Below are 26,295 nucleotides of genomic sequence, written 5' to 3'. Positions count from 1 at the left end.
TCGCTGGTGTTACCCAGCGATCCTTGTGCCTGCTTCACCTAACAATGCTAAGTCCGCTTCTTCCAATGAGCAGATGATTGCTGTCTTTCCTTGTTTGGCAAACGCAATCGCCGCTTCCATTTTCGGCCCCATACTGCCTTCTGCAAAATGCCCCGCATCAAAATATGCTTGCGCTTCACTTACGGATAAGCCCGTTAATTTTTCTTGTTTCGGTGTTCCATAATTGATATAAACGTTGTTGACGTCGGTCAGCATCATAAATACATCGGCATCCACTTGTTCTGCCAGTTTTTTCCCAGTTCGATCTTTATCGATGACTGCTTCGATCCCTTTCAAGTCTTCCGCTTGTTTTACGACTGGAATCCCTCCGCCACCACCCGCGATCACGATGGTATTTTGATTCAATAAATGAACCATTGATTCCACGCCGTGGATCGTCACAGGTTGTGGAGATGGCACGACGCGACGGTACCCACGTCCAGCATCTTCTTCCATCACCCAATGTTTTTCCTCAGCCATCTTTTTTGCTTCTTCTTCTGAGTAGAACAAACCGATCGGCTTCGTTGGCTTTTCAAACGCGGGATCATCCGCTGCCACTTCCACTTGGGTCAATAAGGTCACGACATTGCTGGTCAATTCTTCTTGCTCAATTTTATTTTTGATGCTTTGCTCCATTAAATAACCGATAAAGCCTTGTGACTCTGCATTGCAGACATCTAGTGGAAAAGGCGGCACGACTTCTTTGGCTTCTTCATTTTTTGTCGTAAAATATTGCCGACTTGCGGACCATTGCCGTGCGTCACGACGATTTGATGGTCAAGCTTCTCGATTTTAGCGATCTGTTCTGCACTTAACTGGATATTTGCAAGCTGTGTCTCAACGGTCGCTGGTTGATTCGGTTTTAAAATTGCATTGCCCCCTAGAGCGATGACCACTCGTTTTGCCATATGAATTCCTCATTTCTATTGTTTTGAAATTGATCGATACTGCGAGCAAACCCTGCCAAAAAGTCAGCCCCCGAGGTATGACCGATCGCTAGTCTCTCTTTGATTACTTGGGAAAAAGCCGCTGAATCGGTACACCTGGTCAAGGATAATGCCGATTGATTGAATGCGCCTGTCAACGCATGCAGAAGATAGTGTTTACTGACGTCAGTCGTTAAATCATTGACTGTCAACAGCCTTCTTTGTAGATAAGCCACCAAGCGGGTATCTTCTTGCCCCATCACTCGGCGAGCCAGTAAATGACCAACTAGCATATCATCTCCTGTGGGGGTCAATCCGACACCCCGTCCGACTAAATAAGCGACTGCTTGCCGTTGTTCCTTAAATGAAGGCGTGCATAGCTGATCGATTGCGTCATAAAACGGATGATTGCTGCGGATGGTTTCTGAAACAGCTTCTTGAATCCCCGTCTTTTCCGTGACGTTTTGAAGGATTGACCAAAACAGTTCTCGATCAAATGGGACTGTGCCAGCCGGAACGGTCGTTGTAAATTTGGCTGCCTTTTGAAAAGACAGACGATGATGCGGAAAATGGACCACCCGTTGCTGAACCAAAAGAGTGGTACCAGCAACTAAGCCTGTCGCCAACGCTGCATAATCGTCGGCAGCTAAAATCATCCCTTTGGGCACGCGAGCCGCTTGTTTGGAGACACAGATCAGCTGATCCTGACGAGGATCTTGTAGATTGAAACTATGCTGAAACACACTGTGAACGAGCCAGTTGCCATTGATAAATGCGGGTTCAAATAAAGCTTGGTCGATCCATTTTGCCTGTATCATCGCTAAATTGCTCCTTTTTCACATTTTCAGTCCCTGATTTATTCTTCAAATCCTAATTTTTTTGCATAAGCCAAGACAGCTTTTTCAAAGCAATCCATTGGTGGTGTCACTGTCCCGGCACCAATTTGTCCCCGTCCAGCTTGTTTGTTGGCGATCCCTGTATTGATCACCGGTAAGATCCCTGTTTCCACGACTTTACGAGCATCGATCCCTAAACAGATCCCTTTGAAGTCCCATGTAGGAACGGGAAAATTCGGATTGGTATCAATGGAGATCTCTAACATCTCATTGCTGGTTTTCAACGCATCGTGAAATCCACCAGAACCAACGAAGCGTGTCACAGCTGGGGCAGCAATCATTGCCATTCCCCCAACACCAAAGGTTTCCGTAATGGCACTGTCGCCCATATCTGGAGAGGCATCTTCTTCACTGAATCCTGAGAAATACAGCCCTTTTGGTGTATTGACAGGACCAGTAAACCACTCATCTCCCATGCCAGAAATACGGATACCGAATTCATGCCCGTTGCGACACATTGCGGTCACAACCGTGCCTTCTTCAATCGTCCGAGCGCCATCAAGCACCGCTTTTGAAGAAGCCATCATGATATTCAAGAAAAACTGATCCGTATCTGCTAGAAACTGAATGACTTCTGGTTTTTCTTTTTCAAATCCTTTCAGGGTAACGATCGCTGGTGCTACTTCTTTTAAGAACGTCAACGAAGCAGCGATATTCCGTTGATGGAACTCATCCCCCATGGCGATTGCTTTTGCGACTAAGACATTGATGTTCAAGCCATCGGGTTTTGTTTGTAGTGCAGCACTTAAAACTGGTGCTAACGTATTTTTCATCCAATGCAAGCGATCAATGACTTCTTGAGAATAGGCGCCAAATCGTAAAACTGCCCCGATCCCTTCGTTCATCGTACAATACGCTCGGTTGCCATCGGTTTTGTTTTCCACCACGAGTACTGGCATATTGGCAGAGGTGATGCCCCCCATTGGGCCAACCGCTTGCACGTGGTGACAAGGAATCAGTTGAACTTCCCCAGATGCTAATAAATGACGTACCTCTTCTTCCGTTTTGCCCCAGCCTTCAAAAAGCCCCGCACCAACACAAGCACCTTGAATCGGATCGATCATCTGATCGTAGCGGATCGGTGGTCCTGCATGCAATAGGACTTTTCCTTCACCTAACTCTGGAATGACACTGACTGCTGGAACGACATCCAGCAAAAAAGGCGAACCGGCAACGATCTTGGCAATAACGGCTTGGTTTGCTTCTTCAATAGTTTCGTACACGATAACTTCCTCCTACTCTGATAGTGACACTTGTGCTAAGAACCGTAAGGCTTTTTGTAACGTTACGTTTCCACCTGCAATTGGCTGCCAGTCATATTGAACGACTTGACCGTGATGCGCCTGAATTGCTTCCGCAAAGCTACGCAACCCTACATTGATGAACGCGTCATTCGCCAACATTTCGCGGCTCTTGTCAGATGGCTCTGGCAACGCATCGGCAGTTGTCACTGCTTTTGGCAACAGCTTACGACTAATTGGGGAAAAGGGGTGACCAAGCATTGCTAAAGCTTTTTTGACTGCTTGGGCATTGCTTTGACACAAAATCACGCCAGCTGCGGTTAAAATCTCTGCTTGCTCTTTGCTATCTTGGGGGTCTAAATCAGTTCCCACGATTGTAGCGATTACCGCTAACTCCCGACCAGCTGCTTGTGCTTCTTCCTTCAATGATTTGATGGTCGGTGCCAATTCACTGGCCATATCTTGATGAGAGCCGTACCCTAAAACGATATCTAACAAAATCACTGCCGTTTCAGGATCTTCTCCCGCTTGTTTCAACAGTTCGATCCGCTTTGTTGGGTCGATCATCGGATGGGGCTTTCCTTGCGTATAAATGTCATCACCTAAATCGATGATCTCATGGCCAGCTGCTTTTAAGATGTACCCTTCCTGATGGGCATCTTCTTGTTCTAGATTTAATCCTGCTTTGACCAGCATCGCTGCTTCGTACGCCAACGTTCCGCCAGAATAGTAAGCTTTAATTTTTTGCTGTTCAGGGCCAAAAGCGGCAGCTGCCGTTTCCTCTTTTACTGGCTCTAATCCAATCTGTTCTTGACGTAGCAGCTGCACAGCTAATTGTGCCGCTTCTTCCAGCGTGTAGGCTCGGTAAAGATTTTCTTCGTGATCCGTTGGTTCTTCCCCCAGAAAAATCGTGACTGCAGGTTTTGTTCCTCTTCTTAATAATGCCAACACTTCATCGCGGACACGTGGTGCAGGTGGTTTGGAGATCACCACGATCACCTCCGTATCAGGATCATGTTCCAAGGCAAGAATGCTGTCTTTCATGGTGATCCCACCGACGGCTTCTTTGAGATCTCGTCCACCGGTTCCGATGGCTTGTGTCACACCGGCACCCAATTTATGAATGATGGTGGTGACTTCTTGGATGCCCGTACCCGAAGCGCCGACAACACCGATTTTCCCTTTACGGACGGCATTCGTGAAGGCTACTGGTATCCCATTGAGAATCCCTGTGCCACAATCTGGTCCCATTAAAAGAAGTCCTTGTTCATGAGCCATTTTCTTTAGTCGAACTTCCTCTTCCAATGAAACATTATCACTGAAACAAAAAACATGTTTGCCTGCTGCTAATGCGGTTTCAATTTCTGGTGCTGCCATAGTACCAGGAATCGATAAGACAGCGACCTTCGCATCTTTTCCAAGATCTAAGGCTTTTTCCCAAGTTTTGACGCTTTGGGTTTCTTCTCCTGCGCTATTGCTTTGGTCCGATAAGAAGGCATCGATTTCTGACAGGACTGTTTCGATGATTTCTTCCTCTTCAATGTCTAAAACGAGCACCATATCGTTGGATGTCGCATTGTTCATCTCCTCGGTATAAAGACCACCCGTCTTGAAGATATCCTTATTGGCAGGTGTACCCATCATGACCGAAGCGTTGTTGATCCCTTCGATCGTCAGTAAACGATTGGTCAAAAGCATTAAAACAATGGAATCTTGGTAATTGTTTTTTTGAATAATAGTGTGTAACATGGGTCTCCTCACTTTCCTGTTCCTGTCTGTGCAAAGGCATCTGACCCAGAATACTGGTCAAAATGAACCGTGTCGCTAATGAGATAGCGATAAATGTTCTTTTCGATAGGAATGCCTTCTGCCATATATTTTTCATAGGTTAGTTGATTGATCTCGCCTGGATAATAGACTTGCTGGAACTGTTCAGCAGCCGGTATGGCGTGTAGCTCTTCGATCATCGTTTCGACTGACTCTTTAAATGTGTCTAAATCTGTAAAGCGTTGCGGATCGATCAGCAAAATAAACTGCCCTAAGTCGCGACCTTTCGTCAGATCGTTGTACATAGAGGAAACATGCTTGCCAAAAGGCAGCCCAAGGAGCATTCCAGACAAGATATCCACCATCATCATCAACCCAAAGCCTTTTGGTCCTGAGATTGGCAATAAACCCATGAACATGATGCGGATTTGTCGTTGGCTTGCCATGGGCATCAACGGCCCATGTTGCTGGAATCTCTTTATCTTTGGAACGAGCATCTAAAATTTTGCCCCACGCTTGGACCGTCGTTGCCATATCAAAAACCACCGGCGCACCATGCTTTCGCGGTGCCGCAAAGGCAATCGGATTGGTACCAAAATAATTTTCTTTGCCGCCAAAAGGAACCACCATTGAATCCGATTGGCACATAGATAATGCAATCAAGTCAGCTTCTGCGGCTTTTTTGACATAATAGGATAGTGCCCCACTATGACTCGTTTTCCGCACACCAACCGCCGCGATCCCAGAACGTTTGGCCATCTCAATGGCATGCTTTGTCGCTTCTAATACGACGACCTGCCCTGCGCCATTTTGACCGTGAACGATCCCGCTGCTCGGTCCAGTCTCTTCAAACGTGATCTGCGGGATGCGATTCATCCCACCTTTAGCGATCCGCTCTGCGTAATAGTCTACCCGCACAGCCCCGTGAGAGTGGATCCCGCTGGCATCGGCAAAGACCAAATGCTCTGCAACGATGGCTGCGTGCTCTTCAGACAAACCAGCAGCCGCTAATTTGTTTTGGATCAATTGCTGTAACTCTTGTGACTGTACAATAACCGTTTCTTCCATCTTCTAAACTCCTTTAAATTTCCGGATCGCGGTTGCAATCTTTGGAATAAATATAGGTCAATGGTTCGTCACGGCCAACACCATAGGCCGCTTGCTGTACATAGGCACTCATGAAAATGTAGTCGCCTTTTTCCACTGGGAACCACTCATTATCTAAGTTATACATCCCTTTACCTGACAGTAAGTACGCCCCATGTTCTTGGTAATGGGGCTCAATGTAGCCATGACTTGCCCCTGGTTCAAAGGAAAGGATATGGATATTCATGTCAAAGCCCAGCTCTTTTGGCAGGAAATCCCAAAGTAGGACGTCTGCCATCCCTTCGTATTGGATCGGTGTCAACTCTGAAAGATTCCCCACTACTTTGTAGGCTTGGTGATTTTCTAGCGATTGGTAACGCTTCTTATACAAGAACACTTCTGTCGCTTCTTCTTGGAGATTTTTCATATACAGTTTTTCTCCAGCAGGCAGATAGATATAGCCTCCGTCCGTCAATGTATGGGTTTCTTTGCCATCACTTACTTCCAGTTTGCCCGAGATGACATACAAGAAACTCTCGATCTCTGGACCGCCGAAGCCCAATTGGTTGGCGCCATCTTTTTTGAATGAAATGATGTAATCGACAAAAGACGCCCCTAATTTTGGTGTGCCGAGTATCGAACATTCACAGTTTTCGAATCCTGGAATGACATTATTCACTAGCCCATCATGCGGCAAGATCGCAAAATTATTTTTTCTAATGACTGCTCGTGATTGCAGCAATCCATCTAAATAGCCCGTATTATTATTTTTATATCCCATGTGTGTCCCTGCTTTCTATTCTTTGTATGCTAGCTCGTAAAGGGAAGCTGCTAAAACTTCAACCTCAGCTACTAAATCTTCGATAGTCGTTGCTTCGGCTGGGTTGTGGCTAATCCCATCAATACTTGGTACAAACAGCATCGCAGTTGGAAAATGTGGTGCAATGATTTGGGAATCATGCCCCGCCCCACTATGCATGACTTTGTAGCGTTTGCCAGTTTGCTTCACCGCTTGTTCCACCGTGGCAACGATCGTCTCGTCCATCGGCACAGGGCGTTCATCCATCCATAGATCCATCTCCACTGTCAGGTCGTGCTCTTTGGCGATCGCTTGAATGATCTGTTCTGCTTCAGCAGTAAAGGCATCCAATAGCTGCCCATCGGTATGGCGACAATCCATCGTAAACAACACTTCACCAGGAACCACGTTGACCGTATTCGGTTTTGGCTCAACTTTACCGAATGTCACTACTAATGGATCCCCAAGCTCTAAGCCACGGTCGATCACTGCGGCACACATTTTGGCAAAACCATACACAGCATCTTGGCGATAGCCCATCGGTGTGGTTCCTGCATGATTGGCTTGTCCTTTTAAAACAAAGGTGTAACGCTTTTGACCAGCGATACTATTGACGACACCAATCTGCAAATTTTCTTTTTCTAAAACACTGCCTTGTTCGATATGGATTTCCACGAAGGCTTTGATGTCTGATCGAACCGGTTCTTGTGGGTCGCGAAAATCAAAGCCTTGGCGTTGCATCTCTGCCACGAAGCGATTGCCTTCAAAATCTGCGATCGCTTCAACGTCGGCTTTTTTGGCTTCTCCGACAAAGTTTTTGCTTCCCCAAAAAACGGTTGGAAAGCGACTGCCTTCTTCTTCTGCCATTGAGATGACTTCCAAGGAGCGTAAAGGTTGCCCATAGGTCTCTTTTAAATACTTGATTGCTAAAGCAGCAGCAACGACCCCGTATTGACCATCTAATGTGCCACCGTTGACGACGGTATCGATATGTGACCCTGAAAGAATCGTTTCTTCTGGATACTGGCTGCCTTCCATTCTGCCGAAGAGATTGCCGACTGCATCATAGGACGTCGTTAAGCCAGTTTCTTTTAATTGTTTTTCTACAAATGATTGCGCTTCTTTCCATGAATCGGTATAAAGCAGTCTAGTCATTCCTCCAGTTGGATCACTCCCAATCTGAGATAGTGCATCGATCATTGCCGCTACTTCTTTTTTCAACTCCATTGTTCTGCCTCCTTTGATTTATACGGTTATTGTAAGCGTGTTACTGAAGGACATCATTGTTCACTTTCGACAAAACCGTTTCTATTTTTAGTCATAACGCTGTTTTTTAAACCGCTTCCTTCTCCTATACTCTTCCTTATACTATCGAAGAAGAGAAAGGAAGAAAACAATGGTTTATCCTAAAAATGCCTTTGCGCAAACAGAAAAAATCCAATTTGACACCTATGGCACTTTGCCGTTAGAAGTGACGATCCTAAAAGCAGCGCAGCCTCGGATCAGCCTTTTGTATTTTCATGGTGGTGGCTTCCTCTATGGTCAGCGGGAAGACCTTCCGCAGGATTATGTCCACCAATTGCTGGCTGCCGGTGTTAGCCTTTACCTGTTCGATTATCCACTGGCTCCCGAAGTAGCGCTACACGATATCTACCTTCATGCAAAAAAGGCAGTGGAGTGGTTTTTGGCCGAAGGCTGGCAGTTCAGCGGCGTTGGTACAAATGAGTACGTTTTGTTCGGTCGCTCCGCCGGCGGTTTTTTAGCGACCTTACTGACCGCACGCACAAAGCACTCGGAGCAAAAGGGCTTGATCCGATTTTACGGTTACCAAGAGTTGTTTTGTAAAGAATTTTTGCAGCCGGCACGCTTTTACACACAATTTCCGAAAGTCCCACCACTCGCCGCTGAAGCCATGATCGAAAGCCAACCCATCACCCACGGCACCTTAGAAAAACGATTCCCTTTGTACCTTTCCGCCCGTCAATATGGCAACTGGCAGCGTTATTTAGGGAATCGGGAACAGCTAGCAGCCTTGGCGATTCCTGCTGCCGCTTACCAAGACTTTCCTCCTTGCTTTGTCGTTCATTGCAAAAAAGATCCAGATGTTCCCTTCAGCGCATCCGAAGCTTTCGCTGCACAAGTCCCCCATGCCAAAACACTTTGGCTCGACTTAGATCAGCATGACTTTGATCGGACACCAAATGCGAGCGCTGATGAGTGCTATCGAGAGATGATTGGGTGGCTGACTAACCAATTCTGAAACTCTCAGCTCTTGATAGGTGATGATTTTGAAGCGATCGGTACGCTGTGATCTTGCGTACAGCAAAAAAGTGACCATTAGAGAACCAACTCTAATGATCACTTTTTTTGATTTGATTACTAGTATATGGGCACAACGATTTCTTCAAAAATCTAACGCTTTGCCTCGCAATTTTACTGAAGTCTTCAGAATAAAACAGCAACTGATCAGCAGATCGTTGTTAAGGGAAACTTGCAGAAGTATCTTTCATTTCTTCGAATTTCGTACCTTTAACAAGATTACATCAACGAACGATAAAGCTCAATAATTTCTTCTAAAGTCGTATCCCGCGGGTTGCCTGGTGTGCAGACATCGTTCAAGGCATCGTTGGCGATGGCTGGGATATCTTCTTCTTTAACGCCTAATTCAGAAATGGTCGCTGGAATGCCCACATCTTTGCTTAACTGATCGATTGCTTGGCAAGCAGCATCGCGGACGTCTTCAAGTGACATCGTTTCTGCCCCTTCAATGCCTAAAACGATCGCGATCTCACGGTATTTTTCACCCGTAAAGTCTTTGTTGTATTTCATGATGGTTGGCAACAAGGACGCGCACGCTACTCCGTGAGGAATGTTGTACCAAGCGGATAATGGATGGGCCATGCCGTGGACTAAGCCCAAACCGACGTTTGAAAAGCCCATACCGGCAATGTATTGTCCTAACGCCATCGCTTCTCGTCCTGCTTGATCGCCATTCACGGAATCTCGCAATGAGCGTCCGATGATCTCGATTGCTTTGATGTGCAGCATATCAGTCATTTCCCATGCGCCTTTGGTGATGAAGCCTTCGATGGCGTGGGTCATGGCATCCATTCCCGTTGCGGCTGCCAAGCTCTTAGGCATCCCCATCATCATATCGCTGTCCACAAAGGCTACCAGAGGAATATCGTGAGGATCTACACAAACAAATTTCCGATGATTTTCTTCATCTGTAATCACATAGTTGATCGTTACTTCGGCTGCAGTCCCAGAAGTTGTCGGTACCGCTAAAATCGGCAAGCATGGATGTTTCGTGTCTGCCACGCCTTCCAAACTAATCACATCTGAAAATTCAGGATTCGTAGCAATGATTGCGATCGCTTTTGCCGTATCGATCGGTGAACCACCGCCAATCGCAATGATACAATCGGCTTGGGCTTCTTTGACAAACGCTAAGCCGTCTTTGACATTTTGGATCGTTGGGTTCGGCACGATCCCATCATATAACGCATAATCGACACCTGCTTCATCCAATAATTTCGTCACTTTGGTCGCAACTTCAAATTTCACCAAATCTTTGTCGGTGATCACTGCCGCTTTTTTAAACCCTCGTGCCTTGAATTCGGTCGGTACGTTCTCGATCGCTCCTTTTCCAAAATACGATGTTTCATTCAAAATCATTCTATTTGCCATTCTTCCTACCTCCGTTTGTTTGTTTATTCACAATATGTTTTAAATAGAAAAGACTGAAAGCCTTTTCTATTCTTCTACCATTGATTATACCTCAAGATAGCCTGCTCGGGGAGTGACTTTGAAAGCGTCAGCCATTTTTTTCAGATTTTCATCTGTAATGGTTTGTAAAATTGGGCCTTGCGCTTTGACATAGGTGTACACTTCCGCAGCTTTCTCTGCCGTTTCAATCAAGCCAAAGACTTCGTCCATATCTTTGCCAGCACCATAGATCCCATGTTGCGGCCAAAGAACCAAACGGGTCTCTTTCATTTTAGCAGCCGTTGCTTCGCCGATCTCATTCGTTCCTGGGACCATCCAAGGAATGATGGAAACGCCTTCTGGGAAGACCACCAAGCACTCCGTACACATTTGCCACAAGGTCCGCGTGAAACTGCGTTCATCCAACTCATGGGTAAAACTCATGGCTAAAAGATGTGATGCGTGGTTATGCATGATGATTCGGTTTTCTGAATCGACCGACAAGCGTGCGATATGACTCATGAAATGACTTGGCAGTTCACTCGTTGGCACCGCACCATTTTCCAAGCCCCAAAGCAATTCCAATGTTTGCCCATCTTCTTTGACTCGGATCACACCAAGGTTTTCCGCTGGATGTGCCGCTACATTTTTAAAGTATTTTCCTGAACCTGTCACGATAAAGTACTTGCCAGCTAGTGCCGTGGCATCAAAAATCATGGGAATTTCCCGCAAGACGCTTTGCGGATCGATGAAAGGCAAGATCTCTTCTTCTGTTAATAAGTAAGAAATATTGCCGCCGTTGCGCTCATCCCACCCTAAACAGTAAAGATTTGCTGTCGTTTCCATCATTTCTTGTACAAAATTCGCTTGTAAAATATCAATCTTTTTCATCGTTCTCCTACTTTCTGGCTTTTAAGACGGTTTCTTCATAGGCTTTCACTTCTGATAGCCAATCCAGACCTGCTGGTACCCCTTGGCTTTCACAGAAGTAATTCCAAACATCTGCATACGGATAGTCTTTTAATTCTTCCGTCATGGCTAAACGAGTGGTGAAATCACCTGACAATTCGATTGCTTTTAGTTCTTCGATCGGTTCTAGCATCGCTTTTAGCAACGCTTTTTGAGTATTGCGCGTCCCGATCACCCACGCAGCGACCCGATTGATCGTCGCATCAAAGAAATCTAACCCAATGTTGGTTTTTGGCAATAAGTCATTGCGAACCAATTCGCGGCCAATCTCTTGCAATTCATCGTCCATGATCACGACATGATCACTATCCCAGCGTACAGGACGGCTGACATGCAGCAAAATGCCTTTGCTGAATAGTGCCAATGAAGACAATTTATTGGAGATCACTTCGGTTGGATGGAAATGTCCAGCATCCAAACAAATCAATTTATCGCGCGTCAAGCCATAGCCCATATAAAATTCATGAGAGCCGACGGTGTAGGCTTCAGCACCAAGACCAAACAACTTGCTTTCCACGGCATCTACCGTGTATTCCGCTGGCAATTCTTCAGCAAAAATCTCATCTAATGCTGTCATCAAGCGTTCCCGTGGTGTAAAACGATCGATCGGGTTGTCTTTGTAGCCATCTGGCACCCAGAAATTATTGACACAGACTTGCCCAGTTTCTTTCCCCATATAGGCAGCGATTTGACGAGAACGTTTGCCGTGTTCGATCCAGAACTGACGAACTTCTTCATCTGGTGAAGTAAGGGTAAAGCCATCTTTGAACATGGGATGTGAGAAAAAGGTTGGATTGAAGTCTAAACCTAAGCCTTGTTCTTTCGCCCAAGCGACCCATTTTTCAAAATGCTTCGGCTCCAATTCATTTAGATCCACTGCTTCCTCGGTGTCTAAATAGATGGCGTGAAGGTTCAATTTGTGTTTTCCAGGAATCAAAGAGTAGGCTTTTTCTAAATCTTGGCGCAACTCCTCTGGGGTATGGGCAGCACCAGGATAATTCCCCGTTACAGAGATCCCACCAGATAATGCTTCATCACTCAAAAATCCTTGGACATCGTCCCCTTGCCAAACATGCATCGAGATTTTCACATCGGCTAATTTTTTCAAAACCGCATCCGTGTCGACGCCTAATTTGGCATATGCTGTCTTAGCTTCTTCATAACGCTGTTGAATCGTTGTCATTTTTTTCCTACTCCTTCTATAAAACGTTGATAGTTGCTTAAAATCTTGTGATCAAAAGGCTGTGGTTCATGAACACTGCAAGGAAATGAGTGTTTGACCGCGCGGCGTGCTTCAGCCAGCGACGTGAAGATGCCAGCACTCATCATCTGCATTAAAAGATTACCGATCGCCGTTGCTTCACTTGGGCCAGCTTCGATCGTCAGCTGCGCAGCATCAGCCGTCAGTTGATTTAAAAAGCGATTGTTGGAACCGCCCCCCACGATATGCAGTTTTTGCAGCTTGCTCGTCGTACCTGTCAGCTGTTCCAGCTTTTGTAATTCACTGGCATAGCAAAGCGCTAAGTTATCACACACACAGCGAGCCAGTTCCCCTGCGGTTTCTGGAACTTTCTGCTGGGTTTCTCGACAATACGCTTGCAGTTCAGTAATCATGTTTTCTGGATTCAAAAAACGAGGATCATTGACATCGACAAACTGTTGAAAAGCAGGCGTTGCTTGCGCCAATTCCGCCAATTCTGCATAGGAATACTGATAGTCTTGCTGCCGAGCCACTTCTTGGATCAGCCACATGCCCATGATGTTTTTTAAAAAGCGAATCGTGTTGTGGGCACCCCATTCGTTCGTATAATTTTCATCAAAGGCGGCGAGGGAAACATTGGGTACTTTGGTTTCGATCCCCAGCAATGACCAAGTCCCGCTGCTGATGTAGCCCCAATCTGACCCCTCTCCAGGTGTACCGATGATCGCTGATGCCGTGTCATGACTAGCGACAGTGACAAAGGTCGCTTGTGGCAAATCATAGGCTGGAAACTTCTGTGTTTGCAGTGCGCCTAAAACCGTTCCAGCATCAACCAATGGTGGGAATAGGCCTTCTGTTACGCCGATCTCAGCTAACAATTCTGCATCCCATGTTTGGGTGTTGGCATTTAGAAGCTGCATCGTCGAAGCATTGGTTTTTTCCGTGACCATCTTGCCAGTAAAAACGTAGCCCAAGTAGTCTGGAATCAGCAGCAGCTTGTCGGCTTTTTGCAGCAGTTGCGCTTCTTCTGCGGCTAACTGAAAAATCGTATTGAAGGGCTGCAGCTGAATGCCTGTTTTCTCATACAGTTTTTGCAAAGAATAGCGCTGACCAAAAGCTGCGATCGCATCATTGGTGCGACTATCTCGATAAGCGACTGGGTCGCCTAAACGTTCGCCTGCTTGATCGATCAAACAGTAATCCACTGCCCAGGTGTCGATTCCGATGAAGCAGTCATTGATACCTGCTTGTTTCACTTTTTGCAGTCCTACTAAAATCTCTTGGATCAAATAATCGATCGCCCAACGGTCAAAGCCTTCATGAGGACGAAAGCCGTTTTTAAAGCGATGGATCTCTTCTAAAGTGATCTGCTCATTTTCCCAACGGCTCAGCATCAGACGACCGCTTGATGCACCGATATCGATTGCGATAAATGTGTTCACTGGTCTCCACCTTTCATTATCTTGTTTAAAAATAAATCGATTACAATTCACTGATTCATTCTTGTTGACTCAATTTTAGCTTGACAATCAACGAGTTTCATCACACAATTTTGATAAAGACTTGCACAATCTTGGTAAAAAGGAGGATCCGATGGATTACTGGGAAAAAGCCAACCACTCATGGTCAACCGATTCACTGCGTTACATCAATACTTCAACCCAAAAGCAGCGTGAACTTTTCTATTACATTCAAGAAATCGGCTATTTCAAAGCCAGCAAACCTTACTTTACAGAACGAGAGAACCTGCCTTCTTATTTGATCAAGTATACATTGTCCGGCTGCGGTGAATTGCGCTACAAAGGAAAAAGCTATCAATTGAAAGCAGGTGATGTGTTTTTTATCGACTGTCTAGACTATCAGTACTACCGCACCGTTAGTCAAGAGCCCTGGGAAATGGACTGGATCCATCTATATGGCGCCAACGTCGCAGCGTTTTATGAGGAATTCCTCAAAAATGGCAGTCCAGTTTTTCACACCAATCCTGCCAGCAGTCGTCAAAATCCGATCCATTTGGTCTTACAAGATTTATTGATGTTACAGCCAGAACCAAATGCGAAAACTGCCTTCCAAAGCTCTGTTTTGATCCATCAGCTGCTCAATGAACTGCTCCTGCAAAAATATCATCTCGACTTTTCGGATAGTGAAATCCCGCCTTATATTTTGCAGATTCGTGACCAGCTAGAAGAAGATTTCCGTCAAGGGATCACCTTGGAATCTTTGGAGGAAAGGTATCATATCAATAAGTATCAAATCGTCAAGGAGTTTTCCAAATATATGGGCTTGCCCCCCATCGAGTACCAGATCAGCAAACGCATCTCTTATTCGAAAGACCTTTTGCGCTATTCTCGCCTTTCCATCAAAGAGATCTCATTGGCGATCGGCATCGAAAACACCGCCTATTTCAGCCGTTTATTCAAGAAAAAAGTCGGCATTTCACCTAGTGATTATCGACAGACGGAGAATGGACGGTAACTATTTTTCTTTACAAAAAACAGCCCTTGCCGGCACCTTTTCGATAGGCACTGCTGGCAAGGACTGTTTAGAAACGATAACAAAAGAGCAGCTTTTCTGGTGACTATTCATTGCTGCGTCTAAAAAAATAAAGACATTTTTGAGAAATGAATGTCTATACTATCTCATAAAATGCTTTTTAAAATTCGCATCGCCAGTCAGCAGCTGGCTTCTCGATAATCTAACCGCTGAAACAATTGCAGAAACACTGTATCAACTGCTGTGTTTTTCCTCAAACTCTTTCTTACTTTTCTCATAAAATCTGTTAATTAAATAGAACAGCAGTGTGCCCGCACAAAGAATACCAATTGCTAAATAAAAAGCATAAACTTTTGTTCCTGTCGCATCTGAGATCATACCTGTTATTGAAGGAACTAGCACAGAGGCGGACATTCCAAAGAAATTAAAGACACCATAAGTAGTTGCAATACTTTTTCTGGGGGCATATTGTCCTAGCCAAGAAATGATAATCGGTTCAACTGCTAATTTCCCTAAAAATCCATACGCTATAATCCCAAAAATCAGCAAGGATTGATTTGATGTCGTGACTGTGATAAACAGCACAAAGGCAGCTGCGATTTCCAGAAAAATAATAATCGTCACTTTCTTATTTGGAATTCTGTCTGCAATTCGGCTAAAAACCAAGGCACCAGGGATTGCAGCGAAAAAAACTAAAGAAGAAGTCACCCCGATTGCAGTTCCTTGAAAACCTCTTTCAGTTTCTAAAAAGTTTGGCAGCCATGTGTCAATTAAATAATACGCATACAATGTTGAAAAATAGAGAATATAGGCTGAAATCATTGGAAGCTTAAATAAATCTTTTAAAGAGATTCTACTTTTTTTAACAGGCGCGTTTTCTTTCTTCGACGCAGGCAGTTCTTCGCGAATAAATTTCTGAAAAATGACAATCATGATTAAAACTAAAATAGCTGTTATGTATAATAAAGACTGCCAGGGTAAAATCCCTTCTCCAACGAAAAAACTAGAGGAAATCAGACCAAGACCGCTTCCAACCGCAGTTCCGCTATTTACGATAGCAGTTGCCAAACTTTTTTTGTTTAACGGAACATGTTCAGTCGTTAATGAATAGGCTGCACCATAGTAGGTTCCGCAACCCACTCCAGCAAGGATACTTCCAATAAAAACCGTCGAAATTCTCTGAGAGAGCGCAACTACCAAAGTACCTATTCCTAAAAGCAGAAACCCAGGGATTAAAATTTTCTTTTTTCCAAGACGATCAACCAATATACCAGAAGGAATCTGCATACATACATAGCCTAAAAAATAAAAGCTGGAAATATTTCCCAGACTTGCATCGCTTGCTCCGCCAAAAAAACTGCTGATGATTGGATAAATGGGTGTTAAGATCGTTCGATAGATCCAAATAACAATCCAGCCGGCTGTTAAGACAAAAACGATCTGCTTCCAGTAGGGAGCTCGCTCACGTTCTGTTTTTTCTCTCATTTCACACGTCCTCCCTGAATTTAAAATTACGATGAACCGCGGAAAAATCCGCAGTTCATCGAATGAATCGTTTCAGTTAGAAAAATTTTCCAGAGAATGCTTTTGTTACCCCAGTTTCTTGACTATAAATCGTTTCTCCGCGTAAAATCGTTTGCACGACTTGCGCGCCAATCTCACGACCAATATATGGGCTGATTTTGTTGCGATACTCTAAGTCTTCTGCTTTTAGTATATAAGGTGCGTTCGGTTTAATAAGAACAAAGTCGGCATCTTTTCCGATACTGATGCGTCCTTTTGAGTGTAGATTATAACGATCAGCAGGATTTTTTGCTATTATATCGGCAAACATTTTCAAGCTCATCCCTCGCTTTTGGACACCTTCGTCAAAGAGAACGTCGACATTGTTTTGAACCCCAGAAATTCCTCCCCATGCTTCAAAAGCATTTTCTTTGTCTTTCAAATCTGGCGTACAAGGAGAATGATCGGAGGTTATAAAAGAGATCTCACCGGCTAAAACCTTTTCCCATAAAGCTTCACGAGCAGATAAATCACGAATTGGCGGTGAACATTTCACTACAGGGCCAATCGAATCGAGCTCGGCTGTATGAAAGTATAAATAATGCGTACACGTTTCGCATGTTACATCCACACCTTCAGCGCGAGCTTTCGTGATTTCTTCTACACCTTCTGGACAAGCAACATGGACAATATGGATGCGGCAGCCAGTTTCTTTTGCAAGAAGAATGGCACGGCGAATAGGTTCCACTTCCGTAAAGACGGGACGCGTGTTGACATACGCTTCAAGTGTGGTCTCTCCATTTTTATATGCAATTTCACCTAACTTATCAGTGATAGGGGCATTTTCCGCATGAATCGCCAACACTTTTCCAGTTTTAGCTATTTGCTTCATTCCTTCATATAATGAATAATCGTCGACATTCATGAAATCGCCGTCAATTGTCCGATCGCCGCAAGTCCCCATAAAACATTTATATGCAGTGACGCCGCCTTCATCCAGTTCTTGAATACCACCGTCTAAGTTTAACGGAGTAAGCCCGCCGAATGAGGCAACATCTACCCGCAGTTTATTTTTTCCTGCTTGGTACTTGATAGCCAAACTCTCTGCATCGGTTGTTGCAGGAACTTGGTTTAACGGCATTTCCATAAATGAAGTAACGCCGCCTTTGGCGCAAGATGCGGTTCCAGTTTCGTATCCTTACCAATGATCACGATAACCTCCGCCAGGATCAGTAATATGAACATGAGCATCTAGCATACCGGGACTTACTACCAGTCCTGAGGCATCAATTGTTTGAGCGCCAGTCAGATCTTTTCCGATCGCCGATATTATCCCGTCCTTGACTGCAACATCCGTTTCTACCTCTCCATTTTCCAAAATTACTAAACCATTCTTTATAACCAAATCATGACTCATTCTACTTCCTCCTTTTTAATTAACGGCTTCTTCAGAATTATCTTCAGAGCCTAATTTCTTTAAACCAACGTAGATAATGAATGCACAGGAAAATCCAACTAACCATGAGACATTAGAAACCGCTTGCAACACTGGAATAAATTGTCCGCTAAATGAAATCAGCAGCGCAAGGATGGTTGCGGTGTAGGCTTGTCGATTCAGCCCGCGATAGCTATTTTTGGTATTGTCCTTTTTGCGATCAATATACAAATCGTCTAAACAAATGGTTTGTTTCCCGATAAAAAAATAATGCGCAATCATCACACCGGCAACCGGCCCCAATACAGCGCCAATTGAATTCAAGAAAATAAAGATACTGTCCGCATTTTCCATTAACTTCCACGGCATAATCATGAAACTTATCAAGCTTGCAATGATAACCCCTTTCTTGTAATTGACCTTTGTTGGAAACAACGCAGACAACTGATACGCTGCAGGAATAATATTACCGGTAGCATTCGTAGAGATTGTGGTAAGTAAGAAAACCGTCATTGCAATCACGACTGCAGGAAAACTGTCCCAGCGTTCCACAATATTCAACACATTCCACTCTTGAATGCCATAATGAATCAACCCGCCGATTAAGATCGCTGCACTGGAGAATGCAAAAATAATATAAGCAACCAGCAGACTTGCCATCTGTCCAATCGTTTGGTCTCTAGTGGACTTGGCATTTTGCGTAAAGTCAGAGACACTTGCTCCCGGCGCAGCCCAAACTGCTAAGACAGAATTAATAATCATAAAATAGGCAAAAATCGGGTTGACACTTTGCGCTGCACCGCTTGTATCAAAAGCTAAGATTTCACCTATCCCTCCAGCGGCTTGAATAGCCCACACAGCCATTCCTCCGAATACCAGATAGATTAACGGACTTAAGATCGCTGTAAATTTATTAAGAATGTTTCCACCGCCAAGTCCAATCAGCATATTGATCAGCCAAAAAAGTGTAAATGCAATGAGTCCAGGAATACTGATACCGAAAAAATCGGCAGAGCCGCCAAGCGTCAAAAACTCGGGCCAAATTTTACCGATCAATACTAAAAGTGCTAAAGATCCGGTATAGTTCTGCAAGCCAAACCAAGCAATCGCAGCCACACACCCTCGTAAAAATCCTGGCAATTTTGCTCCGACATCCCCATAGACCGACCGAAGATGGATAGCAAAGGGAATACCGTATTTCGAACCAGCTCTTCCATTCACGGTCATGAATAGCGCAACGACAAATGCGCTGAGTATAAGGGCTAACATCACATTAATGGGAGACAAACCTAGGAACAAGAAACCGCCGACAGCCGTATAGTTGGGGATGTTATGTACCGATCCCATCCAAAGTGTAAAATAGTTTTTTGTTCCCATATTTCTTTTCTCACGTGTTTTAGGAAGCATATCTTCGTTGTACCCTCTTTCCCGGTATCGTGCGGCTTCCTCTTCTGAAACTTGGTAATCTTTATTTTCCACTATTCCTCCTCCTTGTCTTTATTTGTCTCGATCGATCATTTTCACAAACAAAATGCTGATAGCTATCGCGAATGATTCAGAGATGATCAATCAAGCGAATCCGTATAGAAGATTGATATAAGAGCGTTTTCATGCGTTACTCACATTGTAATGTGCGAATCGTTTCCTTACATTTAACAGGAAACACAAATATTTTTATACGTTTGTGCAAATTAGCTAAAAATAATTTTATTTTTCGATTAAAACAATCATAAAGAAGGTAAAAAATTATTTTGTTGAAGGTTAATGCCTATTTTTCCCATTTGACCATTTTCTTGTCTTTACTTGTATTTTCTACATTCGTCTTTTTGCATCCTTTATACCTATCATGTAAAAATCAATCTGGTATTTGCTCTCCTCTCTCCCCTGTATCATTTTTCTCGTTATGATCGGCCTTTGATCAATCAGCCAGTCAAAGAATCAATTCGCTTTGTCATTCTTCACTGCTCAATAGCAAGACGGACAGAAACTTTCACCCCGTGTTCCTCTTCAACAAATTCAGTACCTGCTTTAGCAAGAAATCAGCGCCATAGTTTTCCAGATACGTTTTTTTAAGGAAAGTCGAGCGAACTTTGGGGTATTATCAAGGAAAAGGCAGTATTTCTCCTAATGCTTATTGAAAAAACAACCGGCAAAGCTTTTTCATAACTAAAAAAACAGCAGGTGAAACCATGAACAAAAATGACTGCACTTGCTGTTTTACTTATTTGAAAAGTTGGCATGTTTATTGATTCGTTTCAATAATGATCGCCAGATCCTCCGACTGATTCAATTTAGGGTTTCTTAAGGAACGATATCCGTCAGTTACAATGCTTATCTAATTGAAGTCATTCGACTATGGACAGATCTTCAGCTTCCATTAAAAACACTGAAAGAACTCGTTTCTACAGACGGCGTCCAAGTCGAACGAAAAAATTTGATCGATTTTGCCACGAAAGCGGCAATAGAGAAAATAGCGGAAATGAAAGAAAAAGTTACCTTATTAACCGAAATAAAAACGGAGATCCAACGTTCGGAAGAAATCAAAAAGCGTGAAGTTGTCCACACATTGGAAATTCCTGAAGCTCATTTTTGGCTGGTTCCTTATGAAGGAAAAATTGGTGATATTGCTTACCATAAAAAAATGGCAGCGGCTTATGATACCATCGTTTCACATCAGCTAACGCCTACCTATGAGTGTGGCTTGATCAGCTTTGTGGATCAGAATAAGTTCGAGACCTATCTCTTTATCGAATTAGCAAAATCAAGTGTGCTTGAAGAAATGGAACAAATCCTTCATTTACCAGCAGCAACCTATGTCACCCTAACAACAAAGGAACAAAACATCCAAAAAGCAAGTACCGTCTTTTCAGACCTTTTGCGTACATCAAAACCTCGCGTCCTGTTCCAAACGGAACTTTTTTCAGAAGTCGTTAATGCTGATGCCTTCAGTTATGAGATTTGTTGTTCGCTATAAGAAACGTTTTGTATGTCAGCCGTTCCTTTTATTGATGTGCATTCCGTATAAATCAACCTTCAGATACCACAAAAGCCGATCCTCTCTAGAGTAGGATCGGCTTTTGTGTGTATAATCTTCATTTAACGCCCCAACACCTCCGCCACCGAATATACGCCTGGGGCAAAGGTCTTGCCTGTTAGCTTCTTCGTCATGGCATTAAAGGTATAGTGCTCTTCTAAGACGACGACTTCATCGTATTGCTTTAAAAGCGAGCGAAATTCTGCATCTGATAAGAGGAAATTCTCTCGGCCATCGACATTAGGTGAAAACAAGTAATATTTTCCGACATAGCCAACTAAGTAGCTATCTACTGCTTCTTTGTTAGTACTGACCACCAAATATTTTTTCTCGTTTAGGTCAAAGTGATCGCCAGTAACGGCTGAAACTTGTGCTGGAATCGAAGCAGCATATTCACGATTGGTATAACGCATGCCATTATTCTCTGAAAGGATCAGCAATGTCGCAAAAAATAGCAGAATCAAGGTACTGTATTGATAGATTTTTTTCGTGGTCAAGCTGGCAAAACTACGGTAGTTTCGCCGATCGATCGCTTGTTCATGATACAAATGATCAATGCCTCTGACCATGAAAAAGGTCATTAATCCAAGTGCTAAAATCACGATACTTGAGGCATAGCGATCGAACCCTGCCAAAGACAATGCTTCATCAGTGGGCATCGAGAACAAGAACATGGCATAGATTCCTAAATAATACCCACCAATGATACCATCGATCAACAGCAGTTCTTTGAAAAATGGATTGCGTTTTTTCATGATAAATCGGACAAATAGCCAACTGCCCAAAAGAATGACCTGGATCAAGAGAATCCCTTGCGTGGAGATCGTCGCAACATCCGTGATGGTTTTGACAAAAACATCCGTAATCTGCTGCAGTATCTGAGAATCCTTTTCGCCAAAAATCTGTTTATAAGCGGTCACGCTGACTTCATGCTTCGATTTAGGAAAATTCGCTTTGACATGCAGGTTCCAAAGAATCGCTGGCAGGACAGATAGCCCAATGGCAGCTAATCCTACAATCATCATGCCCAGCCGTTGCCGCCAACGAACTGATGCCTGCCACAAGCAGACAAGTAAATAGCCGCCTAAAATCAGCAGAAAAAAGACGGCGCTATTTTTGACCAAATCAAGAGAGGCGCCAATCAAAAGAAAGAAACCGATCGACGGTAGTACGTTGCCTTTTAAAGCGAATAAGCCAGCGATGCCAGCTAAAGTCAACACTGGCAGGATAAAGTCCACTAACAAATTATTCATTCGAATCGCAATATTAAAATAATTGAAAACCGCCATACTGGTGAAGATCAGGGCAAAAGCTAGCTTTCTTTTCGGATCACGAATAATCGCAAAGAAACTATACAGACTACAGAAAATCAAAATCAATTGACCAATCAGCAAGACATTCTCATGATAGCCAACAATGATCGCTGTATAAGTAACAAACAGCGAGCTGCCTAAAGGATAGGAAGTAAAACTGATGATGGCATCGGCTGCCGTTGGCAATTGTCCCTGCGTATAAAGGAATTTAACGATCGTCGCCCAATGGGAGAAGTTGTCATAGTGGGTCAAATGACTGTGAAGCAAGGTTAAAACGAACAAAGCAAAATAGCCGTAAAACCACAGCAGGATGGGCTCTTGCAAGCCCCAACGTACCTGATAGCGCTCCTGCCAAAAACGCCAAACGCATAATAGTAAACCAAGACCAAATAAAACCCATGCCCCCCAGATCAACCATCCTTTTGGACCATATGCGACAAAGGAAAGAACGAGGATCGGCAAACAGCAAGCAGCGATCCAGCTGATGTGTTTGGGAAAATGGCAAACTCGTACAAAAAGATAGGCATAGCCAGCTAATGATAAACCAAAAAGACTAAATCGCAGCAGGATCTCGATCATCACCTTCCTCCTTTCTCAGCAAGCTGTCTACCCATTCTTGAAAGGCTGCTGTAAAACGCAGCTCGGAAAGATTGCTTACTTGATAAATCACTTGATTTTCTTTTGACTGAACCGTTGCTTTTTCAGCGTGAAGCACAAGATTACTGATCGGTAAGGTTAGATGGGTCGGCATCTCGACTTCTTCTGTTTTTACCAACGTGAGCTGGTCAAAACCAAACGTTGTGACCGTATAGGCTCCTTCTTCAAAGACCCATTCTTGATCAATCGACAGGACAGGCACTCGTTGAGGCGGCAATGGCTTTTGTTTGGCTTGCAGCAGATGCTTACCGAGATTTTCAAAAAGACTGTCAAAGAAGGTCATCCACGGGTCACGCAGAACTGGCAGGCTTTGATTGAAGCCATCATAAATGATCTGCAAATAAGCCAAGTAGTCTTGTTCTGATAATTGGTGTAAAGCAACCCCATAGACCCAGCGATCCTTGCCTGAAAAAACGCGGACGACGTTTCCCGTCATCTCTGCTTGGTAGCCATTACGGGTGATTTTAAACGTCAGCTGCGCATCTGGCGGAAAATAAAGAGGAACGTCAGAAACGAAGGACAAGCCGTTTTCTGAGATATTTTCTGTCATCAAAAAATAGCTGGCGTCTTGGTCGGAAACTTCAACAGGATAATGGGCTCTAAACCGTTCCGTCGTTCGGTAAATCGGGCGACCGAGATAAAATAAGACCGCAAAGGTTAAGTTAAAGAAATGGGTCAGCAACCAGAAAGTCAACACGCTGCCATAGAAAATCTCTGAGCCGAATTTGCCGTAATTAAACTTCACTAAGCCGATAATCGTCAAAATCAACAGCAACAAATGCGGCACCACAAACAACAAGTCTTTTTTAGACTGAGTTGCTGCTTTATTGGTCACTTTGAAACGGGTCTCTTTGATGCCAATGGCTTGTAAAAAGACAGGAATCACTAGGTAAGGTGCAAAAATCGTTTCCTGGATCTCGCCCCAGCGCTGCGTTCGAATATCACTGCTCAAATCCTGCATCGCCAAATGCAAGAACGTATAGCTTGGCAGCCAAAACAGCAGCAAGACCCAAAAGTTGGTCTCTACGACCCTTACATTAAAGACGGTGTACAAAATCGGCGCGAAAATAAACAGCAACCGACGTAAAAACGACCACCAATACAAATAACTGTTTAAGAAAACCATTTTTTGCGCCAAAGACAACGTCTTGTTCTTAAAAAGATGGAGATTGTGGACACTTTGGACCACTCCTCTTCCCCAGCGAATCCGCTGCTTTAAGGCACTTGGGATATCAATGGGAGACAGACCGCTGGCCATGGGCTGCAGTGTTGATAAACTGCGATAACCTTGGCAATTGATCAAGGCGCCTAATTCAAAATCTTCCGTGATCGTGTTCGTCGGAAATCCGCCAGCGGCTTCGATCGCTTCTCGTGCGATCACCGTATTGGAACCTGTATAAATAGCTGTATCATGGGCGTTGTTCAAAACATTGACTTCTCTGGAAAAGAAGTCCTGCTCGTTAGGGATCGCCGCTTCTGAAAAAAGATTGTACTGAAAAAGATCCGCATTGTAAAAGCTTTGCGGTGTTTGGACAAAGCCCAACGGTTTGATGGTCTGATCTTTGCGGCGTTCCTGCTGATTTGCCACAAAATATGGCACTGTTTCCAGCAAAAAATCTGAGTAAGGGATCATATCTGCATCAAAGGTCGCCACTAGCGGCGAATTGGTTTTTGACAATGCATGATTGAGATTGCCTGACTTGGCATGCTGATTGCCTGTCAATCCGATATAGCCGATGCCAAATTTATCTGCCAGTGCTTTGACCTCTGGACGGTTGGTGTCATCTGACAAGTAGATGTGAACTTTTTTGGGATCGGGGTATTTCATATGAACTGCCGCATTGACCGTTTTTAATAAAAGCGGCACTTCTTCATTATGGGTCGCAATCAACACATCGATCGCTGGATAGTCGGCTTCTGGCACGATCGGTTTTTCAAAAGGTTTTGCTTTGTTTTTGTTCCAAATCAACAGCAAGCCCGTAAAGTTCGATACGATCTCACTGCCCCAAAGCAGCAAACCAAACAGCAGGGCAAACCAAGACTCGTGCCATGGCAATGTATACAGCCCCCGCCATGATAAATAGATCAGCGAAAAGACAAACGCCAGAAAGTAAACGACTTTTTTCGCCCAAGGCAAACGTTTTTGTTCCACCTCAATCACTCCTTAAAGATGACATTTTTTTGCACATGGTAACTAAAGAAAAAGAGCAGGCAATCGACGCCTATTTTTAACAACACAGAATCCCCGATCGGCAGGATCAAATAGATCAGGTAGACGAGGAAAGAGGACAGCAAAATCTGTACGATCACTAATAAAAAATACTGCAGCATACTGTTCTTTGTCCGTTGACCAAAAACAAGCTCGCGATTGATGTAGTAATTGACGATCGCCGAAATCAAGCGGGCACCCAACGAAGCGATCACGATGGAGGACAGATCGATGACAGACAAGAAATGGATCAATAACGCATAGGCGATCACATCGACAAAAAAGGAGACCACAGATGAAAACAAATACTTCAAAAAGACGCTATAGATAGCGACGGAATCTGCCAAGACCCGAAAATGGGAAGAGGCATTTTCTTCAATATAGATGGTGGCGATCGGTTGCGAGAGAATCGGCCACCCACGTTTCTGGGCTTCGATCAGCATCCGCGTTTCATAATCAAAGCGCTCACCTGAGATCGCCAACAAATCTGTCATGAATTTCCGAGGGAAAACCCTTAAGCCCGTCTGCGAATCCTCGATGGCAAGACCAGTCGCTAAACGTAGGATATTTCGGGTCAAAATGTTGCCGAACTTACTCCGCAAGGGCACTTCTTTGCCAAAGGATCGGGTCCCTAAAATAATACTGTCGGGATGGTCTTGGGCCTTTGCTAAGCAAGCCATCATATCGGTATACTCATGCTGCCCATCCGAATCAATGGTCACCATAAATTCAACAGCTGGCTGGTTTGTCAGCACTTCAGTGAGGGCGGTTTTGATGGCTGCGCCTTTTCCAAGATTCTTTGGATGGGTCAAAACCTGACAACCAAACTGCTGTGCCAATGCCGAAAAGACAGGTTGATAAGCTACCCCACTGCCATCATCCACGACCAAAATCGGCAGGTGCTGGTTATGCAAACGAATTTTCTCCACCAGAGCCAGCAGTTTGTGGTCAGGTTCTAGCGAAGGAATCATGATTAAACTATTTTCCATATGCGCTCCTCATTAAAGGTAGTATTTTTG

17 protein-coding genes and 3 pseudogenes are annotated in these 26,295 nt (G+C 44.2%); 3 read left to right on the top strand and 17 right to left on the bottom strand.

Features of this window, described 5'->3' with window-relative positions:
* Positions 1-9: 9 nt before the first annotated feature.
* From arcC to allC, 7 genes and pseudogenes are all read right to left on the bottom strand, one after another.
* Positions 10-947 (bottom strand): annotated as a pseudogene (gene arcC, locus IGI71_RS04440) (carbamate kinase).
* Positions 920-1,783, bottom strand: coding sequence for a DUF2877 domain-containing protein (locus IGI71_RS04435; RefSeq protein WP_154694223.1), 864 nt, complete (start codon positions 1,781-1,783; stop codon positions 920-922). Before IGI71_RS04435 ends, arcC begins: the two are co-directional and overlap by 28 nt.
* A 38-nt stretch (positions 1,784-1,821) precedes the next feature.
* A complete protein-coding gene (locus tag IGI71_RS04430; RefSeq protein ID WP_010747668.1) occupies positions 1,822-3,084 on the bottom strand; it encodes a DUF1116 domain-containing protein in 1,263 nt (420 codons plus the stop codon).
* 12 nt (positions 3,085-3,096) lie between these two features.
* Entirely contained in the window at positions 3,097-4,851 is a 1,755-nt protein-coding gene (fdrA, locus tag IGI71_RS04425) for an acyl-CoA synthetase FdrA (protein WP_010747667.1), read from the bottom strand.
* A gap of 8 nt (positions 4,852-4,859) precedes the next feature.
* Positions 4,860-5,937 (bottom strand): annotated as a pseudogene (allD, locus tag IGI71_RS04420) (ureidoglycolate dehydrogenase).
* A 13-nt stretch (positions 5,938-5,950) separates the two neighbouring features.
* On the bottom strand, positions 5,951-6,736 hold the full coding sequence (gene allE, locus IGI71_RS04415) for a (S)-ureidoglycine aminohydrolase (protein WP_430616186.1): 786 nt from the start codon (positions 6,734-6,736) through the stop codon (positions 5,951-5,953).
* 15 nt (positions 6,737-6,751) lie between these two features.
* Positions 6,752-7,981 carry an allantoate deiminase gene (allC, locus tag IGI71_RS04410; RefSeq protein ID WP_010747664.1) on the bottom strand — a complete coding sequence of 410 codons (1,230 nt, stop codon included), beginning with the start codon at positions 7,979-7,981 and terminating at the stop codon, positions 6,752-6,754.
* A gap of 169 nt (positions 7,982-8,150) precedes the next feature.
* Between allC and IGI71_RS04405 the strand changes: the two genes are divergently transcribed.
* The gene (locus IGI71_RS04405) at positions 8,151-9,014 is read left to right on the top strand and encodes an alpha/beta hydrolase (protein WP_010747663.1); all 864 of its coding nucleotides are present in this window, start codon (positions 8,151-8,153) and stop codon (positions 9,012-9,014) included.
* A gap of 278 nt (positions 9,015-9,292) precedes the next feature.
* Here IGI71_RS04405 and fucO read toward each other — a convergent pair whose 3' ends face one another.
* From fucO to rhaB, 4 genes are all read right to left on the bottom strand, one after another.
* Entirely contained in the window at positions 9,293-10,444 is a 1,152-nt protein-coding gene (fucO, locus tag IGI71_RS04400) for a lactaldehyde reductase (protein WP_010747662.1), read from the bottom strand.
* An 84-nt stretch (positions 10,445-10,528) separates the two neighbouring features.
* Positions 10,529-11,353, bottom strand: coding sequence for a rhamnulose-1-phosphate aldolase (rhaD, locus tag IGI71_RS04395; protein WP_430616185.1), 825 nt, complete (start codon positions 11,351-11,353; stop codon positions 10,529-10,531).
* A gap of 7 nt (positions 11,354-11,360) precedes the next feature.
* The gene (gene rhaA, locus IGI71_RS04390; protein WP_010747660.1) at positions 11,361-12,614 is read right to left on the bottom strand and encodes an L-rhamnose isomerase; all 1,254 of its coding nucleotides are present in this window, start codon (positions 12,612-12,614) and stop codon (positions 11,361-11,363) included.
* Positions 12,611-14,026, bottom strand: coding sequence for a rhamnulokinase (gene rhaB, locus IGI71_RS04385; RefSeq protein ID WP_371179785.1), 1,416 nt, complete (start codon positions 14,024-14,026; stop codon positions 12,611-12,613). Before rhaB ends, rhaA begins: the two co-directional genes overlap by 4 nt.
* 199 nt (positions 14,027-14,225) lie before the next feature.
* Between rhaB and IGI71_RS04380 the strand changes: the two genes are divergently transcribed.
* Entirely contained in the window at positions 14,226-15,107 is an 882-nt protein-coding gene (locus tag IGI71_RS04380) for an AraC family transcriptional regulator (protein WP_005225353.1), read from the top strand.
* Between the two features lie 252 nt (positions 15,108-15,359).
* Here the strand turns inward: IGI71_RS04380 and IGI71_RS04375 are convergent, their stop codons facing one another.
* The 3 genes and pseudogenes from IGI71_RS04375 to allW all read right to left on the bottom strand — a co-directional run bounded on the left by IGI71_RS04375 (position 15,360) and on the right by allW (position 19,542).
* The gene (locus IGI71_RS04375) at positions 15,360-16,610 is read right to left on the bottom strand and encodes an MFS transporter (protein ID WP_010747658.1); all 1,251 of its coding nucleotides are present in this window, start codon (positions 16,608-16,610) and stop codon (positions 15,360-15,362) included.
* A gap of 76 nt (positions 16,611-16,686) precedes the next feature.
* Positions 16,687-18,045, bottom strand: a pseudogene (gene allB / locus IGI71_RS04370) (allantoinase AllB).
* A gap of 15 nt (positions 18,046-18,060) precedes the next feature.
* Entirely contained in the window at positions 18,061-19,542 is a 1,482-nt protein-coding gene (gene allW / locus IGI71_RS04365; protein WP_010747655.1) for an allantoin permease, read from the bottom strand.
* 1,000 nt (positions 19,543-20,542) lie between these two features.
* Here allW and IGI71_RS04360 point away from each other — a divergent pair.
* Positions 20,543-21,037 carry a hypothetical protein gene (locus tag IGI71_RS04360; protein ID WP_010747654.1) on the top strand — a complete coding sequence of 165 codons (495 nt, stop codon included), beginning with the start codon at positions 20,543-20,545 and terminating at the stop codon, positions 21,035-21,037.
* Positions 21,038-21,159: 122 nt separating this feature from the next.
* Here IGI71_RS04360 and IGI71_RS04355 read toward each other — a convergent pair whose 3' ends face one another.
* Genes IGI71_RS04355 through IGI71_RS04345 form a run of 3 tightly spaced genes read right to left on the bottom strand, consistent with a single transcriptional unit; the run spans position 21,160 to position 26,265 of the window.
* Positions 21,160-22,989: a hypothetical protein gene (locus tag IGI71_RS04355; RefSeq protein ID WP_010747653.1), complete on the bottom strand. Its 1,830-nt coding sequence runs from the start codon at positions 22,987-22,989 to the stop codon at positions 21,160-21,162.
* A complete protein-coding gene (locus IGI71_RS04350; protein ID WP_430616184.1) occupies positions 22,964-25,228 on the bottom strand; it encodes a glycosyltransferase family 2 protein in 2,265 nt (754 codons plus the stop codon). The genes IGI71_RS04355 and IGI71_RS04350 overlap by 26 nt, the downstream gene beginning before the upstream one ends.
* Positions 25,225-26,265, bottom strand: coding sequence for a bifunctional glycosyltransferase family 2/GtrA family protein (locus tag IGI71_RS04345; RefSeq protein WP_010747650.1), 1,041 nt, complete (start codon positions 26,263-26,265; stop codon positions 25,225-25,227). The genes IGI71_RS04350 and IGI71_RS04345 overlap by 4 nt, the downstream gene beginning before the upstream one ends.
* Between the last annotated feature and the right edge of the window lie 30 nt (positions 26,266-26,295).

This window comes from Enterococcus sp. DIV1279b (assembly GCF_050531515.1).
Classification (GTDB): Bacteria; Bacillota; Bacilli; order Lactobacillales; family Enterococcaceae; genus Enterococcus_D; species Enterococcus_D casseliflavus.
Note: the sequence above shows the minus strand (reverse complement) of the source record. Positions and strands in the feature narration are given on the sequence as shown.